General features: G+C 40.3%; 15 protein-coding genes and 2 pseudogenes. 11 read left to right on the forward strand and 6 right to left on the reverse strand.

The window, feature by feature from the left end:
- Nucleotides 1-8: 8 nt before the first annotated feature.
- Nucleotides 9-562, reverse strand: a pseudogene (locus ACUXZ4_RS02595) (zinc-binding dehydrogenase); the annotation flags it as partial.
- Nucleotides 563-714: 152 nt separating this feature from the next.
- Here ACUXZ4_RS02595 and ACUXZ4_RS02600 point away from each other — a divergent pair.
- Both ACUXZ4_RS02600 and ACUXZ4_RS02605 read left to right on the forward strand, forming a co-directional pair.
- A complete protein-coding gene (locus ACUXZ4_RS02600) occupies nt 715-1,170 on the forward strand; it encodes a DUF411 domain-containing protein (protein WP_279438880.1) in 456 nt (151 codons plus the stop codon).
- A gap of 10 nt (nt 1,171-1,180) precedes the next feature.
- Nucleotides 1,181-2,728, forward strand: a complete 1,548-nt coding sequence (locus ACUXZ4_RS02605) for a multicopper oxidase family protein (RefSeq protein ID WP_464973496.1) — start codon at nt 1,181-1,183, stop codon at nt 2,726-2,728.
- Between the two features lie 69 nt (nt 2,729-2,797).
- Here the strand turns inward: ACUXZ4_RS02605 and ACUXZ4_RS02610 are convergent.
- A pseudogene (locus ACUXZ4_RS02610) lies at nt 2,798-2,941 on the reverse strand (arsenical-resistance protein); the annotation flags it as partial.
- Nucleotides 2,942-2,994: 53 nt separating this feature from the next.
- Nucleotides 2,995-3,384 (reverse strand): IS1 family transposase, encoded by a 390-nt coding sequence (locus ACUXZ4_RS02615; protein WP_464973497.1) that lies wholly within the window; start codon nt 3,382-3,384, stop codon nt 2,995-2,997.
- Here ACUXZ4_RS02615 and ACUXZ4_RS02620 point away from each other — a divergent pair.
- From ACUXZ4_RS02620 to ACUXZ4_RS02655, 8 genes are all read left to right on the forward strand, one after another.
- Nucleotides 3,298-3,591 (forward strand): flavodoxin, encoded by a 294-nt coding sequence (locus ACUXZ4_RS02620; protein ID WP_005612106.1) that lies wholly within the window; start codon nt 3,298-3,300, stop codon nt 3,589-3,591. The two genes, ACUXZ4_RS02615 and ACUXZ4_RS02620, sit on opposite strands and share 87 nt — an antisense overlap.
- Nucleotides 3,592-3,640: 49 nt before the next feature.
- Nucleotides 3,641-4,327 carry a DUF4405 domain-containing protein gene (locus tag ACUXZ4_RS02625; protein ID WP_058652120.1) on the forward strand — a complete coding sequence of 229 codons (687 nt, stop codon included), beginning with the start codon at nt 3,641-3,643 and terminating at the stop codon, nt 4,325-4,327.
- 95 nt (nt 4,328-4,422) lie between these two features.
- Nucleotides 4,423-4,635 carry a Gfo/Idh/MocA family oxidoreductase gene (locus ACUXZ4_RS02630; RefSeq protein ID WP_005628486.1) on the forward strand — a complete coding sequence of 71 codons (213 nt, stop codon included), beginning with the start codon at nt 4,423-4,425 and terminating at the stop codon, nt 4,633-4,635.
- Between the two features lie 362 nt (nt 4,636-4,997).
- A complete protein-coding gene (locus tag ACUXZ4_RS02635; RefSeq protein WP_464973498.1) occupies nt 4,998-6,944 on the forward strand; it encodes a TonB-dependent receptor plug domain-containing protein in 1,947 nt (648 codons plus the stop codon).
- 41 nt (nt 6,945-6,985) lie between these two features.
- Nucleotides 6,986-7,780: a substrate-binding domain-containing protein gene (locus ACUXZ4_RS02640; RefSeq protein ID WP_464973499.1), complete on the forward strand. Its 795-nt coding sequence runs from the start codon at nt 6,986-6,988 to the stop codon at nt 7,778-7,780.
- Between the two features lie 5 nt (nt 7,781-7,785).
- Nucleotides 7,786-8,760 (forward strand): FecCD family ABC transporter permease, encoded by a 975-nt coding sequence (locus ACUXZ4_RS02645; protein WP_464973500.1) that lies wholly within the window; start codon nt 7,786-7,788, stop codon nt 8,758-8,760.
- Nucleotides 8,753-9,484, forward strand: coding sequence for an ABC transporter ATP-binding protein (locus tag ACUXZ4_RS02650; protein WP_464973501.1), 732 nt, complete (start codon nt 8,753-8,755; stop codon nt 9,482-9,484). The genes ACUXZ4_RS02645 and ACUXZ4_RS02650 overlap by 8 nt, the downstream gene beginning before the upstream one ends.
- Before the next feature lie 103 nt (nt 9,485-9,587).
- A complete protein-coding gene (locus ACUXZ4_RS02655) occupies nt 9,588-10,781 on the forward strand; it encodes an ATP-binding protein (protein WP_464973502.1) in 1,194 nt (397 codons plus the stop codon).
- 85 nt (nt 10,782-10,866) lie between these two features.
- On the opposite strand, the gene ACUXZ4_RS02660 is transcribed toward ACUXZ4_RS02655, so the two are convergent.
- Both ACUXZ4_RS02660 and ACUXZ4_RS02665 read right to left on the reverse strand, forming a co-directional pair.
- Nucleotides 10,867-11,337, reverse strand: coding sequence for a hypothetical protein (locus tag ACUXZ4_RS02660; RefSeq protein ID WP_464973503.1), 471 nt, complete (start codon nt 11,335-11,337; stop codon nt 10,867-10,869).
- A gap of 65 nt (nt 11,338-11,402) precedes the next feature.
- Nucleotides 11,403-12,224, reverse strand: a complete 822-nt coding sequence (locus tag ACUXZ4_RS02665; RefSeq protein ID WP_464973981.1) for a DUF72 domain-containing protein — start codon at nt 12,222-12,224, stop codon at nt 11,403-11,405.
- A 257-nt stretch (nt 12,225-12,481) separates the two neighbouring features.
- Between ACUXZ4_RS02665 and ACUXZ4_RS02670 the strand changes: the two genes are divergently transcribed.
- Nucleotides 12,482-14,155: an ATP-dependent nuclease gene (locus ACUXZ4_RS02670; protein WP_464973504.1), complete on the forward strand. Its 1,674-nt coding sequence runs from the start codon at nt 12,482-12,484 to the stop codon at nt 14,153-14,155.
- Between the two features lie 90 nt (nt 14,156-14,245).
- Here the strand turns inward: ACUXZ4_RS02670 and metH are convergent, their stop codons facing one another.
- Entirely contained in the window at nt 14,246-17,926 is a 3,681-nt protein-coding gene (metH, locus tag ACUXZ4_RS02675; protein WP_464973505.1) for a methionine synthase, read from the reverse strand.
- Between the last annotated feature and the right edge of the window lie 5 nt (nt 17,927-17,931).

The following is a 17,931-nucleotide window of genomic DNA, read 5'->3' on the forward strand; positions in this document are numbered from 1 at the left end:
TAAAACAATCAAACCTTTACCAAAATCTTCCCAATCTGTGCATTGCTTTCCATATAACGGTGAGCTTCCGCCATTTCATCAAAAGCAAAAACTTTGTCAATTTCTAGTTTTAATTGACCGCTTGCTAAGCCGTCAAACACGAATTTTTTCGCTTGAGCGAGTTTTTCTGGTACGGTAGTGATTTCAAACAATTCTCGCACGGTTAAGTGTTTGCCTAAAATTGGGAACACAGGCACGGCGATATCATCGTGGCTTAATGCACCGTAGATGATGTATTTGCCGTCTTGTGTCATTGCGTTGATAATTTTTGCTGCTTCTTTGCCACCCACAGGGTCGAACACCAAATTCACGCCTTTGCCGTTTGTAATTTCTAGTAATTTAGCCGTAACGTCATCTTCTTTGGTGGCAATCACAAAATCCGCCCCTTTCTGTAAAAGCACATCGCCTTTGGCGTGCGAGACAGAGCAATCACGTTTGCCCCTTGCATTTTGGCGATTTGAATGGTGGCAATGCCTACCGAGCTGGTCGCTCCGCCCAATACAACAAAATCGCCTTTTTGCACTGTAATGGTACGTTGGCATATCTCTACTACAAGCAGTAGGATTTTGAGAAAAATTTTCAAATGATAGAATTTTTTCAGATTACTTGACCTTAACCCTAGGTTAAGCTTTAAAATGATGTCCATTCAATCTCAATAAAAAATAAGGACATCTTATGAAATTACATAAATTCACCCGCTCATTGTTGCTTTTAAGTTTAGGCATAACCGCTTTTGCTCAAGCACAAACACTTTCTATGGAAGTGTGGAAAAGCCCGACTTGTGGCTGTTGTAATGAATGGATCAGCTATATGCAGAAAAACGGTTTTGAGGTTAAAGTCAACGAAACAGGCAATTATGATGCTCATAAGCGCTTTAACATTAAATATGAACATGCTTCTTGCCACACAGCCGTGATTGATGGCTATGTGATTGAAGGACATGTACCTGCTGAGGATATCAAACGTTTACTCGCAGAAAAACCCGATGCAGTTGGCTTGTCCGCACCTGGCATGCCGATTGGTTCACCAGGTATGGACGGTGAAGCATACGGCGGACGCAAAGATCCTTATGATGTTGTTTTAATTAAGAAAAACGGTGAAAGTGAAGTGTTCAAATCCTATAACCAATAGGGGGGAAAGAATGAAACGTCGAGATTTTTTACGTTATGGAATTGGAATTAGCTTAGCCAGTAGCTCGCTTTATAGCCTTGCGAATATGATGAACCACGCACAACATGGCAATATGGCGATGATGCATTCAGTACCTACTGGCCTAATGCCAACTGAGGCAATGCCTTCAGGTTTATCGCTTAATGGGATATTGCCAAAACTTGCTAATCAATCGACTCAAGCAGGGCTATTCACAGCCACTTTAAAAGCAGAGCCAATTAAAATTCGCCTCGCAGACAATAAAGAAACGGAATTTTGGGCTTATAACGGACAACTACCAGGGCCACAAATTGAAGTATTTGAAGGCGACACCGTAGAAATTGAATTTATCAATCACCTACCACAACCCTCAACAGTACATTGGCACGGCTTAGATGTACCAAATGAAGCGGATGGTAACCCGATGGATATGGTTGAACCGCAAGGGAAAAAAGTCTATCGCTTTACGCTACCTCAAGGCAGTGCTGGGACATATTGGTACCACCCTCATCCACATGACCATGTTTCCGAGCAAGTCTATAAAGGCTTAGCAGGCACTTTCGTTGTTAAAGCGAAAAATGATCCGCTTGCACGCCTTCCTGAACAACATTGGGTGATTTCCGATCTGCGTTTAAATGCCGATGGCACCATTCCAGCAAATACGATGTTAGATTGGATGAATGGTCGTGAGGGGGAATTTGTGTTAATCAACGGTCAATATCAGCCCCAGATTCAAGTGAAAACGAATGAACGAATCCGTCTTTGGAATGCCACTAGCGCTCGTTATTTTCGTTTAAACATTCCAGGGGTGAAATGGATTGTGGTGGGTACCGAAGGTGGTTTACTTGAAAAACCTCGCTCGCCTGTTGATGAACTGCTACTTACACCAGCCGAACGCGTTGAAGTGATTATGGTGGGTGAAACGCAAGGAACAGTCAATTTACAAAGCGGTTATTATGATCGCCGTAAGATGATGGTTCAAGAACAGCCTAAAGATCTCACTTTAGCCACAATTCAGGTGAAATCAGAACCTGTTCAGTTACCTGAAAGCTTAAGGTCCTTGCCTAACTGGGATGAGCCAAAGCAGGTTCGCCAAATTCGCTTTAGTGAAAAAATGATGAACCATACGAATATGCCAATGATGAATCACGGTACACATCACGCTACTACAACACCAACGGATAACCCTATTCCACCAATGATGAATGGTATGTTCTTAATCAACGGTCAAACCTTTGATATGAACCGTATTGATTTTGTTGCCAAATTGAATGAAGTGGAACAGTGGGAAATTTTCAATGAAAGCCATATGGATCATCCGTTCCATTTGCACGGCACTCAATTTGAAGTGATTCAACATACATTAAACGGCAAAACCTTCAAGCCAGAAGGCAGGGCGTTAAAAGATGTAGTCAATTTGCGCCCTTATGAAAAAGTGATTATTCGCTTTAAGCAAGGACACACTGGGTTGAAAATGTACCATTGCCATATTTTGGAACATGAAAATCTCGGTATGATGGGGATGTTTAAAGTGGAATAGTGGTATCTAACCATAAAAAACAGAGGGATTTTCGTGAAAATTTGTAAATCGCGAAAATCCCACTGCTTATCACTGCCTATTCCAACGGTTTAACAATGCAACAAGTGAGAGCATCACAGGCACTTCAACCAATACACCAACCACAGTCGCTAACGCCGCGCCCGAATGCAAGCCAAACAAGGAAATCGCCACCGCCAATTCAAAAAAATTACTGGTGGTGTCCTGAAAAGTGTACTGGGTTAAATTTGTTTGGGATGATTGATTGCCTAAAATCCAATATTAAAAGATTTAACATGATAAAACATTGATTTGGAAAAACAGCAACTGCGCCTGACGGCTCTGCTTAATCTGTGCCGAATCCGACAGTTATTACCCTCAATCACTTTAGTATGTTGCTTACCCACCCATTGGTCACCGGTATCAGAAAACGCATTTACAAAAGCATCCCAATTATCGCCGGCAATACGTTCATAGCTTACTTTGAGTTCTTTTAAACGCTGCTTTAAAGCCAAAGCGGTTTGCAAATCACGTTTGCCCCAAACAAATGCCTCGATTTCACTTGTCTTGGCATGATAACCGATGTAGATACGGTATTTTTGGTCTATCCGATTTGGTGGTACAAAATGCCAATGGCGCTTTATTCTTTGCTCGAGCAAGTAGACTTTAGTGGGAAAAATATTGTGCCGGTGGTTGGTCACGGTGGCAGTCGTTTGGGTGGAACGGATAAAGATATTCAGCAACTTCAACCACAAGCCAACGTGAAAAACGGTTTTGAGGCGTATTTGCATAAAACGGTAAGGGCTGAACAACAAGTGGAAAAAAGATTAGCTAAATTCTTAACCGAAAATGGTTATACAAAATAAAAATGTAGGGACACACAGCGTATGTCCCTACCATTTAAATTTCAATTTTATGAAGAAAAAATATCTCCTCCAACTCGCTCAAGATTTGGTTCTAACGGCAATATTGCTTTCTCTTTTTGGCTATCATCTTTATGAAGAAATCACGCACGAATGGCTCGGCTTGGTCTTTTTTGCTTTGATTATCTCACATCTTTCACTGAATACATGGTGGCTCAAAAAGACCTTTTCAGGCAGTTATAACAGCTATCGCATTTTGCAAAGTGCGGTCAATTTTGCAACTTTTTTGTTATTTTTAACCGCTTGTATCAGTGGCATTATGCTTTCTAAACATCTATTGGTGGAAATGCTATTCCACTCTACCACAGATTTAATGCGAAAAATTCATATGACCAGCACCCATTGGTTGCAAATTTTAGTGGGTGTACATTTGGGGTTACATTGGAAACCTATTGCTAATTTATTCGCAAATGGCTACCGTTTAGATCTTGAACATTGGCTTGCACGCAGGCTTATTCCAGCTTGTTGGCTGATTATTGCCGCTTATGGTATTTTCGTTTTTGTGCAACGAGAGTTGTTACCCTATTTATTGCTACAAGTAGATTTTGCCTATTTCAATTATGATGAACCGCAAGCGGTCTTTTATTTTGACTTTCTTGCGATTTTAATTGCGCTGGCTTACAGCACAAGATTTTTGGTTTGGTTCTTTTTATTTAGGAAAAAAGATGTCAAAAGTTAAATCTATTTAGATATTCTGTATAAATAACCTAAATGGCGGATAGATAGAAACGATCTTATACTCGCCACAATTTTATTAATTAAGGATAGCCAAATATGAAGAAAATTAATGTTGCCATTGTGGGGAGTGGGTATTCTACCCGTATTTTCCACGTTCCCTTTTTTAAAAATGATCATCGGTTTAACGTGATAAAATTTTTTGAGCGTTCAACCACTCGGGCATTAGCATGGTTCCCCAACATTGATATTGTGTCAAATTTTGAAAAGTTACTGACTGATGAGGTGGATTTAATCGTGATTAGTCAATAAGTGTAAAAATGGCATCATCAACCCAATGAATTTATGGACAAATATTATCTGTTTGGTATTTTATAGTAAATACATTGTGTAAAAATAAAATCTGAAATCTAGCCTTTTTATACTTTATTTTTACGTATTCATACTTCAATCTGGGTAGATTAGTGTTTAATTAATTGATTTAAAATAATTTTATAATTTACATTCCCAAATAATATGGAAACAACCATTCTAAAATTAAAGATTAATTTTTTTAACGTTGATTATGAAAAAAAAGAAGACCTTTTTATAAACAAGGTCTTCTTTTTTTGTTTGTTTCTGATTATATTAACCCGTCATATTAATTTTAACCTTGTTATTGTAGGAACCTAACAATGAAAAAAAATCTCATCACAACATCACTTCTTTTGGCTTTGCCAGCACTTGCTTTTGCTGAAACTGAGCAAGCAGCAGAACTTAAACCTATTACGGTGTACTCCGCTTATGCCGCACCGATCAATCAAGATAAAACCGCGTCATCTGTTACTGTTCTAACTGAAAAAGATTTTGCCGATCGCAATGCTACCTATGTGAGCGATGTGCTGAAAACTGTTCCGGGTATGGCATTTAGTGCTTCGGGTGGTCGTGGTACGCTATCCAATTTTTACCTACGCGGTGCGGATGCGAACCATTTAGCAGTGGTCATTGATGGGGTAAAAATGAACCCTGTTACAGGTTATGGCTTTGATTTCGGTGGTCTTGCATTAAGCAATATTGATCGTATTGAAGTATTACGTGGTGAGCAATCTGCGTTATGGGGCAGTGATGCAATGGGTGGCGTAATCTACATTACCACCAAGAAAGGCTTATACAAAGACAAAGCCTTTAACATCGATTTTGATTTCGGTGCAGGTTCAAATGGCACCTTTGATGGTTCTGCGACTGTTTCTGGCTATCAGAATGGTTTCTACTATGCGTTACATGGGGATAGCCATACAACAAAAGGCATTTCTGCTTATAGCTCAAATAAATTCCACTATACAGGCGAACAAGGCAATAAAATCACAACAGGTGGTGCGGTAGAAAAAGACAAATTCCATCGTGACAACGCTTCTTTACGCTTCGGCTATGCAGGGGAAACACGTGGTTTAGAAGTGCTTGCTTCTCATTCATCTCAAACGGCTCGTTATGACGGCAGTTTAGCTGGCGAGAAATCATTCGATGATAGAACGCGTGTTCGTGATACCCTATTCAAATTGAGTGGTTATTTCGGTAACGATCAAGAACTCTTTAAACACCAAGCAAGTATCAGCCATTTAAAAACAGATAGCGACACCTTTAGTGCTTGGGCAAGTGCTTATGATGCGAAAAAATTAAATGCGAATTATCAATTAGATATCAATTTTGATCGTGAAGGATCGATTACCCAAGCGGTCAGTTTATTAGGCGAATTTCAACGTTCTGACTATGACTCAACCGCTTATGCTGTACCAAAACACCTGACTGAAAAAAGTGTGGCGGCGGAGTATCGTCTATTTAGCGAAGATGATCATAGCTTAGCAATTAGTGGTCGTTACATTGATAGTTCAGAATATAAAAATGCTTGGACGGGCAGAATTTCGGGGGCTTATAGACTTTCACCGAACTTCCAAGCTCACGCAAGTTATGGTTCAGCCATTCAAAATCCGACAATGACGGAATATTTTGGTTGGAATGGTTCTTTCATCGGCAATCCAAACTTAAAACCTGAGAAAAGTCGTGGTGGCGATATCGGTTTATTGATTACTTCTAATGATAAAAAACACAGCTTAGATGTGACTTATTTCGCTCGTAACGTAGAAAACTTCATTAGTTCTAAAGTGCTTGCCTTTGATCCTGTGACTTATGTATCCACAACACAAGCGATTAACCTTGATGGAAAAACAAAAATCAAAGGCGTAGAACTGGCTTATAACGGCAAATTAAACGACGTATTAACCGCCTATGCAAACTACACTTACACCAATACGAAGGATAGCAAAGGCGTATCATTAGTGCGTCGTGCAAAACATACCGCGAATTTAGGCCTTGCTTACCAAGTCACAGAGCAATTTGGCACAAATGTGAATTTAGCCTACGTTGGAAAACGTGCGGATACCCATTTTGATGAAGTTACTTATGCGGCTTCTCGCGTGAAATTGCCTTCTTATACCTTAGTGAATTTAGGGGCGAATTACCAAATCACTAAGAATTTGAATGTTTATGCGAATTTGAATAACCTGTTCAACAAAAAATATGAGCATACCATTGGCTACGGTCAAGACGGACGCAATGTTTACGTTGGCTTAAAAGGTAGTTTCTAATCAACTCGGTGGGCGTTTTGCCCACCATTTTGTTTTATGCAATGAAAAAAACTTGCCTAATTTGCACCGCACTTTTTACTTCTCTCGGCACCGCACAGGCGGAGCAATTTGTTTCGCTGAATTTATGTAGCGATCGCCTGCTGATTGAGCTTGCTCGCCCTGAGCAAATCGCGGCTCAATCGCCGTATTCTACTAATCCTTTGATGATGTTGGATAAAGTCAATGTCAGTAAACCCACCGTTGAGCCAACTTTGAGCCAACTTTTACCTTATTTGGATAAAACCTTGCTGATTAACGAAAGTTTTTACCCGCAATTAGTGGCAAAACTGAGAGAACTTGGCGTGAAAATTGTGCCAATGAGCGATCCACAAACGCCCGAACAGCTCATTGAATTCGTTTCTCACTTGGGGCAATTAACGGGCAACGTGGCACAAGCAGAGCAGTTGATTGCTCAGCTTTCATCGCAAAATTTTAAGCTAAACCGACCGCTTGCAGAAACGCTAATCCTCTCTGATACAGGCGTGGTCGAGCCCAGTTTTCCACAATACCGAATATTGCTCGACTTACTCGGTTTAAAACCCACCAAAACCACGCTGACGCCACAAAATTTTTCCTTAGAAAAAGTGCTGTTGAGCCAGCCGAACCAACTGATTTCAATCAGCGACAAACAGGGCTACAACGAACAAGCGGAACTGCTAAAACATCCAATTTTGCAAAAAATGTTCCAAAACCGACCGCTTGCAACAATTCCATTGAAATATACTTACTGTGTCGATCAAGGCTTATGGCAAGGGGCAGAGCAACTTTACCAACAATTTCAGCAAGAAAGGAAATAAAACGGATGAATATCAATAGGTTAAATTTTATTTTGTTTGCTTTGCTGATCGCCATTATTGCTTTAGCAAGCAGTTATCAACTGGGCGATTTTGCCGCTTTATTGAATGCCGATGGTGTGCTGACGGATATGCGGTCATTGGTGCTATTTGACATTCGCCTACCGAGATTTCTACTCGCCATTTTAACAGGAGCAAGTTTGGCGGTGGCAGGCAATGCAATGCAAGGGATTTTTCAAAATCCGCTAGCCAGCCCGGGCTTGCTCGGTAGTGCGAATGGGGCGACAACGGCGAGCGTTTTTATTCTCTACTATTTTTCTGCCCCTTTCACGTTGTTGCTCTTGGGTGGCATTGCAGGGGCGCTGCTCAGCTTTCTGTTGGTCTATTTGATTGCGAAAAATTATGGCACAACGATGATGATTTTAAGTGGCTTAGCGGTCAATATGCTGCTCGGTTCGGCTATCGCTTTGCTGCTTTCTAATGCACAAAGTCCTTGGGCATTGGCAGAGCTTTATCGCTGGTTGCAAGGCTCTTTGGTTTGGGCGAAATTAGACACTTTGCTTGTTTCCTTACCTATTGTTTTACTTGGCTTTTTCTGCATTTATCGCCAACGTCGCTATGTGGATTTACTCACCTTTGGCGAAGAAACCGCAAGCACAATGGGCGTGGATGTAAAACGCAGCTTTTTTATCACTACTTTCGGTGTCGCTTTATTAGTGGGTGCCACTATTCCGCAAACGGGGACGATTGGATTTATCGGCTTAATCGCACCGCACTTTGCTCGCATTTTGCTGAAAAAACGCCCATCGCAACTCTATCTGACGAGCGGACTTATCGGTGCTTTGCTGTTGCTCATTGCCGATTTGGCGATTTTACATCTGCCTTTCTTCTCTCACATTTATATTGGCACGCTCACTGCGATTATCGGGGCACCAGTGCTGATTTGGATTTTGCTGACACAACAACGGAGATTGTATGATTAAGATCGAAAATATCAGCTTGCCTTACGGCTTGAACGCAGTCAGTTGCCAAATTCCACAAGGAAAATTAGTCGGCATTATGGGGGCAAATGGTGCAGGAAAATCGACCCTGTTGAAAAGTATGGCGGGGATCTTACCGCTTGCAAGCGGTGAGATTTGGCTAAATTCTTGCAAATTAAGTGCAATGTCGCCTAAACAGAAAAGCCAGCAAATCGCCTATCTTGCCCAAAGCACCGCAATTCATTGGGATCTCAACGTGTATGATGTGATTGCTCTCGGTTTAAATCAACCCACCGCCGATGAAGCACAAAAAGTGCGGTCAATTTCCGACAAGTTTTCCATTTCACACTTGCTCGACAAGCCTTACCAACAGCTCTCAGGCGGTGAAAAAACGCGAGTTCAGCTGGCACGTTGCTGCATTAAAGAGAGCCCAATTTTGCTCGCAGACGAACCCATCGCCGCACTGGATCCTTATTATCAAATCGATATTATGGAACAACTCAAATCCCTCACCCCACAACACACCTGTGTGGTGGTCATCCACCATCTCTCGTTGGCTTATAAATTCTGTGACGAAGTGATTTTGTTGGAGAAAGGTAACATCATTGCAAGCGGCAAAACCGAACAAGTGCTAACAGAAAGCAATCTCGCCCAAGCCTTTAAAATTAAGGCAGAGATTGATCGGGAAAGGAAAGAGATTATCAATATAAGAAAATTGGAAGTTTAGATCATAAATCATAGAAATATTAAAAAAAATTGGAAATCAACTTCCAATTTATTTTTAATTTTGATAAATTGGAACTTAACTTCTAAAATTAATGGGGTTTTATATGATAACTCGACAGCACTATCTACAACAACTTATCCAATTTAAAGATACGGATTTCGTTAAAATAATCACTGGAGTCCGACGTTCGGGGAAATCTGTTCTCTTGATGCAGTATCGTGACTATTTGCAGCAGCAAGGCATCCAACCTACAAATATTATCTACATTAATTTTGAGCGTTTCGAATATCAGTGGGTAAAAAATGCAGAAGATTTTCAACAACTTATTCGAGATCTATTGCCTAATTCGACAGAAAAGGTTTATTTCCTAATAGATGAAATTCAGTTTGTTGAAGATTGGCAAAAAATCATTAATTCACTAAGAGTGAGTTTTGATACAGATATTGTTATTACTGGATCAAATGCTAATCTCCTTTCGGGAGAGCTGGCTACTTTACTCAGTGGGCGATATGTGGAAATTAAAATTTATCCCTTATCTTTTAAAGAGTTTTTGGATGCCAAAAATATCGATCATCATTCCAGACTTGTCGATAAGTCTTATCAAGAATATGAAAAATATGGTGGTTTCCCAAGTGTTGTTATAGCCGATGAGCCTCTTAAAGAGACGATTTTATCAGGTATATTTGACTCGATTGTATTAAATGATATTGCCTATCGGGCTGGTGTAAAAGACACTCATATTTTAAAAAGTGTGATCTTATTCCTTGCGGATAATGTGGGACAGTTAGTTAATCCAAGTAAAATTAGTAATACACTAACTTCTGAGCGTGTTCCTACATCTAACCACACAATTAGTAAATATTTAGATTTACTTGAAAATGCTTTCTTATTCTATAAAGCACAACAGTATGATATTCGCGGAAAAGGTTATTTGAAAACAAATGCCAAATATTTCATTGTTGATAATGGTTTAAGACGACAGGCGATTGGTAAGAAAGGGGCAAATTATGCAAATCGTTTAGAAAATATTGTCTTTTTAGAGCTATTAAGACGGGGCTATACCATTGATGTAGGAAAACTTGAAAGTAAGGAAATTGATTTTATCGCACGTAAAGCTGATGAAATTTTATATGTCCAAGTCGCTTTTGAAATCCCTGAAAATACAAGGGAAACGGATAACCTATTACATATTAAGGATAATTATCGAAAAATATTGATCACAGGTAAATATTACGAACAAACAGAAATTAATGGGATAGAAATTATTTACATTGTGGATTGGTTGTTATCAGACTGATTGCGATAAAACCTTAGTGAGTTATCTTAAAGTGCGGTTAAAAACAAATTTGTTTTCAACCGCACTTTTATTCATTTATCGTCGATTAATTCTCTCTACACTCTAACCAACGCGTGCGGGTGCCTTGGTGGTTTTTGTAGTAAATTGAACTGCTGTGGCGGGCGATTAGGTCAATGTAAGCCCCTTCAATTGGGTGGTATGAACGGTAAACTACTTCAAAGCGTGTGCCTCGGGCGTTTAAGGTTTTGTTTTCGATATGGTCGAAAGGTTGTGCTTTGCCACCGTCTAATTGGAAATAGATACCAAAATTTTCCTGTAAACGACTTTCTCTGGAGAGTGGAAAATAATTCACTAAATAAGATGTGCCACCTGTTTCAAAGTTACGGCAAAAATAGTAATAGCGTTTGTAATGGGCTGGATTTGCTAATTCTGCGTAGCTAATGTCGTCTTTTAAATAGCCTTTTTGCTTGGTTGGCTGCGTTTGCGTTTTGGTCTGCGTACAAGCAAATAGGGTAGAAATCGTTGCCGTTAGCACAATAAGTTTCAGTTTATTCATAAAATGCCGAGAAAATGAAGTTAATTTGAACGCATTATGATAGCGGAAATTTCTGTTACAAGCACTTAAAACAAACTTTGCTGACCGACTAAAAATTCAGGTTTGCTTTTTACGTCAAATCCATATTCTGCCAAATAACTTTTTAAACACTCGATATTGTAGAACGAGTGGCTTTTGGTGGTGTTTTGAAAATAGAGATAGAGTTGATCAAATTCGTTTTTGCGTTGATGAAGCAACTTCGCCAACGCTTGCATTTCTGCGTCGCTATAACGGTAGTCGTGTCGCTCTTGAGCTGATTGAGCTTTCCACCAGTTTGGGTTACGACCATGTAGGCGTAAATAGGCGGTGCGTTGATTGGCGTAAAACTGAAAGGCAGGCAAACCGATATATTGTGGATAATCCACATTGCACCAAATCAGATTTTCTTTGCCTTGAAAATAGCCTAACACCGACTGCGTATGCCAGCTCGGATGGCGAAATTCGATGGCTAAGGGATAATTTTGAAACCACGAAACCAGTTCAGCGAGATAGTAACGATTGGCGTGCGTTCGTTCAAAACTCGACGGAAATTGAATAAATAAATTCGCCAAACAATGCTGTTCTGTTAAAGGTTGCAACGCATTCAAAAAGGCTTCCGCTTGTTCTTTTGTTGCGGTGCGTTTATGGCTAAAATCTTGATGAAGCTTGACCGAAAACTGCAACTGCCCCTGAGCCTTTTCCACCATGCCCTGCAATGCCTTCGCCCCAATCGGTGCGTGAAAAGTGCTGTTGATTTCAATCGCATCATAATGCTGACTATAAATCGTCAAAAATTCCGTTTTATCCGTCCCAAAGGGATAAAGCGTACCGACTAAATCCGTATCGCTATAACGAAATAAAGTTCCGATCCCCTATGATTTAGGATAAAGCGTACCGACTAAATCCGTATCGCTATAACCGCCAGTGCCGATGTAAATATGGGGATGATGCATTTGGTTTTGTTATAAAGTGAGAAATAGAATAAGTTTAGGGGGAATTTAGAGAAATGCAAGCGGTCAGATTGTGAGTAAAATTTGCAAAATTTTATCGGTAAGTGACCGCTTGTGAGTAACATATTTAATTTAGAACACATAAATTGTATAATTTACCTTAAAAAGGAGTTCGCATGTTACAAAAGATAGTATTTAAATCAGGTTCATCTCCAGATTCAGGAAATGAATTAGAACTAGAATTAAAACCAATTACTATTTTTATTGGTCCTAATAATAGCGGCAAGTCTCAAACTTTAATTGAGATAGAAGGGCTAGTATCGAAAGGAATTAAAGAAAACTTGAAAATAATTAGACATATAGAGTTTGAGTCTTTAGACAAGAATAGATTAGAAACAGAATTTATAAATGGTCTAAGACTTCCAGAAACTATAGGGAATAGACCATTGTTTAAAGGTAATATATATATTGGAAAATATGAAAATAAGTGTCAAATTTATTTACCTGGTGTATTAGACAGTATAGATGATATTAATTCGGCTAAAGAAAACTCTGGTATATTTGATGTTTTTTCATATTATACTTTAAAGCTTGATGGGTATAACCGACTATCTTTGATAAATTCTAAATCAGCAGGAGATTTGATTGAAAAAGAAACAAATGTTTTTTCAAAGTTATTCAAGAATGATAAATTAATGGAAAAGGTAAGAGAAGTTATCTTTGATGCATTTAAAAAATATTTAGTTATAGATCCAACAAATCTCGGTAGTTTAAGATTAAGATTATCTGTAAAAGAACCTAAAAATAATATAGAAAAATCCCTTACAGAAGAAGGAATAGCTTTCCAGAAAGATGCTATCTTGGTTGAAGAATCTAGTGACGGTATAAAAGCTTTCATAGGTCTGATTATATCTATACTTGTAGATGAATCTAAAATTGTATTAATTGATGAACCTGAAGCATTTTTACACCCAACATTATCTTATAAGTTAGGTAAGGAAATATCTAGTTTTGTAGAGAATCATCAAAGATTATTTATTTCAACACATAGTGCAAATTTTTTAATGGGATGCGTACAAAATAATGTTGGAATCAATATAGTTAGATTAACTCATGACCTACAAGGGGCTACAGCTCGTGTTTTAACACAAGAAAAATTAAAACCATTAATGCAGAATCCTTTACTACGTTCAATCGGTGTATTTAATGCTCTTTTTTATAATGCTGTTGTTGTTACCGAAGCGGATGCTGACAGAGCTTTTTATCAAGAAATAAACGAGCGTTTATTACAAGCTGGAGATCCCAGAGGGATTGAAGGGTGCTTATTTCTAAATGCTCAAAATAAGCAAACTGTTTGGGATATTGTAAAACCATTAAGAGAGTTAGGAATACCTGCTGTAGGAATTGTTGATATTGATGTAATTAAAGAAGGTGGAGAAAACTGGAATAAAGTACTAAATGGGATTTTTCTACCTGAACGTAATTGTGATTCTTATAGAAAAGATAGAGAAAACTTATGTACTGCTTTTAATGCAACAGGCCAAGATTTTAAACGGAATGGTGGAATAAGTTTATTATGTAATTCTGATAAAGAATTTTGTGAAAATGTTTTTGATAATTTATTTGAGTATGGTTGTGCAGTCGTTCCTGTTGGAGAAATTGAGCAGTGGCTATCTGACCTTGATATTGAAAGAGGAAAGTCTCATTGGCTAAAGAACATCTTTGAGAAAATGGGAGATAATCCTAGCTCAAGTGGTTATATAAAGCCACAAGATGGAGATGTGTGGGATTTTATTGGAAAAATTTCTAAATGGGTTAATAATCCAAATAAAAAAGGAATTCCTGTATAAATATCGTAGTGGGGTTAAAACCCGCCACTACGATAAGGTGGGCTTATGCCCTCCATACAATCACATCTTCTCAGCCAGCGATTTCACATCCTACTTCATCGCCACACTCAACCATTTCAACATTGTCTTTTCATCCCAACCTTTGCGTTTTGCGTAGTCTAACGCTTGGTCTTCGTCAATGCGTCCTAAGGTAAAGTAGTTACTTGCAGGGTGGGAGAAGTACCAACCACATACGGAAGCGGCGGGCCACATTGCGTAGCTTTCGGTAAGTTTCATTCCAATGCGTTGTTCCACTTCCAGTAAGTCCCAGATGATTTGTTTTTCGGTATGTTCTGGGCAGCTTGGGTAGCCGGGAGCAGGGCGGATGCCGACGTATTTTTCATCAATCAAGGCCTGATTATCAAAACTTTCTTCTGAATAACCCCAAACTTTTGTGCGAAGTTCGAAGTGGAGATATTCCGCCATTGCTTCGGCTAGGCGGTCGCCTACGGCTTGCAATAAAATGGCATTGTAGTCGTCGCCTGCGGCTTTGTAGCCTTCCACTAAATCGTGTTCTTCAATGCCAGCACAGACGGCGAACATTCCGAGCCAATCCCGTTGTCCGCTTTCTCGGTCGGCAATAAAATCGCTCAAGCAGAGATTGTATGGGCTTTTGCTGTTTTTGCCGCGTTCGGTTTGTTGGCGTAAGTGGTAGCATTTGCCTGCCAATAAAGTGCGGTCAGAATTTTGATAGATTTCAATATCATCGCCAGTGCGGTAGGCTGGGAATATGCCCATAATACCGCTTGGATTGAGTTTTCCGTTTTGTTCTAATTCATCTAATACTCTTTGGGCGTCATTCCATACGCGGCGTGCTTCTTCGCCACCTTCTGGATAATCAAAGGCATCAGGGTAGCCGCCCATTAATCCCCATAGCATAAAGAATGGCGACCAGTCGATAAATTTGCGTAGGGTGGCGATAGGCACATTTTTATATTCAATAATGCCTGTTTGTTTTGGTTGCGGCACTTGATAATCTGCCCATTCGCCTGCGAACGCGTTGAAACGGTTTTTACGTGCTTCTTCAATGGCTAGCTGTTTGCGTAGCGGTTTGCGGTTTGCAAAGGCGTGCTGAATTTGCTCGTATTCTTTTTTCATCCGTTCCCATAATTCCGCTTTGGTGTCTGGGTTCATCAGCGCAGCACAAGCGGTAACAGCGCGCGAAGCATTGGTGGTGTAAACTACTTCGTGTGCATATTTCGGATAGAGTTTGATTGCGGTGTGTTCTTTCGAAGTAGTTGCACCGCCGATCATCACTGGCAAGTTTAATTTCAAGCGAGTCATTTCACTTAAGAAATATTCCATTTCATCGAGTGACGGGGTGATCAAACCACTTAATGCGATCACGTCCGCTTTTTCTCGGATTGCGGTTTCAATAATGCGATCCGCAGGCACCATTACGCCTAAGTCGATCACTTCAAAGTTGTTACATTGCATTACTACGCTGACGATATTTTTACCAATATCATGCACGTCGCCTTTTACGGTCGCAATCACCACTTTACCTGCCGATGAGCCTTTCTGTTTAGTGGCATTGATAAAAGGCTCAAGATAAGCAACCGACTGCTTCATTACACGTGCCGATTTTACCACTTGCGGTAGGAACATTTTACCGTCGCCAAACAGTTCGCCGACCACGTCCATACCGTCCATTAGCGGCCCTTCGATCACTTCTAAAGGTGTGCTAAATTTCAACCGCGCTTCTTCGGTGTCTTCAATAATGTGCGTGGTAATCCCTTTTACTAGAGCGTGTTTTAAACGTTCTTCCACTGACCAAGTACGCCATTCCGCAACGGAATTATCTTGTTCATCAGCACCTGTATTGCGGTATTTGTCGGCAATATCCAATAAGCGTTCTGTGGCGTCAGAACGGCGATTTAGCACCGCATCTTCAATCACATCGCGTAGTTCTGGGTCGAGATCATCATAAATCGCAAGTTGCCCTGCATTGACAATCCCCATATCCATTCCTTGTTTGATGGCGTGATATAGGAACACCGCGTGAATGGCTTCACGCATTGGGTTGTTACCGCGGAAAGAGAAGGATACATTCGACACACCGCCTGAAATTTTGGCGTGCGGTAAGCTACGTTTAATGCGACCTGTTGCGTTGATGAAATCGACCCCGTAGTTATTGTGTTCTTCAATGCCAGTGCCGATAGCAAAAATATTCGGGTCGAAAATAATGTCTTCAGGTGGGAAACCGACTTGATCCACTAAAATGCGGTAAGCACGCGTACAAATTTCTACTTTTCGCTCTTCGGTATCGGCCTGTCCTACTTCATCAAATGCCATTACCACAACCGCAGCACCATAACGGCGAACGAGTTTGGCTTGATGAATAAATTTTTCCTCGCCTTCTTTGAGAGAAATGGAGTTTACAATCCCTTTGCCTTGAATGGTTTGTAGTCCAGCTTCAATCACTTCCCATTTTGATGAGTCAATCATCACTGGCACTTTTGCCGCTTCAGGCTCAGTTGCCATAATATTGAGAAAACGGGTCATACATTTTTCTGAATCTAACAAGGCTTCGTCCATATTGACGTCAATCACTTGTGCCCCGTTTTCTACCTGATCGATGGCGATCTCAATGGCTTCCGCGTATTTTTCTTCTTTGATTAAACGTTTAAATTTCGCTGAACCTGTGACGTTATTACGTTCGCCCACGTTCACAAATAAGCTGTTTTCATCAATGGTTAAGGGTTCTAACCCTGATAAACGCATTGCGGTTTTAATTTCTGGCAACGGGCGTGGTTTGCAATCTTTAACCGCTTCACTGATGGTTTTAATGTGTTCAGGCGTGGTACCACAACAACCGCCGACAATATTTAAAAAGCCGCTTTCTGCCCATTCTTTCAAATGTGCCGCCATTTCCACCGCACTTAAGTCATAACCGCCAAAAGCATTTGGTAAACCTGCGTTCGGGTGAGCAGAAACATAACACTCACAGATTTTGGAGAGCTGTTCCATATATTGACGTAATTCTTTTGGACCCAGTGCACAGTTCAAGCCGAAGCTGATTGGTTTGGCGTGGCGTAACGAATTATAGAATGCTTCTGTGGTTTGCCCTGAAAGCGTACGACCTGAAGCGTCAGTAATCGTGCCTGAAATCATCACAGGCAAGGTCACACCTAATTCTTCAAATACATTTTCAATGGCGAAAATTGCCGCTTTGGCATTAAGGGTATCGAAAATGGTTTCCACTAAAATAATATCAGCTCCGCCCTCAATTAAACCTTTGGTCGCTTCAGCATAGGCATCGACCAATTGCATAAAGGTTACATTACGGAAGCCTGGATCGTTTACGTCAGGGGAAATGGATGCTGTGCGGTTGGTTGGACCTAACACACCTGCCACAAAGCGTGGCTTATCGGGCGTAGAATAGTTATCGGCAGCCAATCTCGCTAATTTTGCCCCTGCAAAATTGAGTTCATAGGCAATACTTTCCAATTCATAATCTGCCTGTGCAATGGTGGTGGAACTGAAGGTGTTGGTTTCAATAATATCTGCACCAGCCGCTAAATATTTCTCGTGAATAGCCTTGATAAGCAAAGGCTGAGTCAGGGTGAGTAAATCGTTATTGCCACGTAAATCAATGGTGCTGTCTTTAAAGCGTTCACCGCGGAAATCGGTTTCAGTGAGCTTATATTCTTGGATCATCGTCCCCATTGCACCGTCTAAAATTAAAATACGTTCAGCAAGGGCGTTATAAAGTGCGGTTGTATTTTTCAAAGTTT

The sequence above is a fragment of the Reella acinonychis genome, from assembly GCF_052828705.1.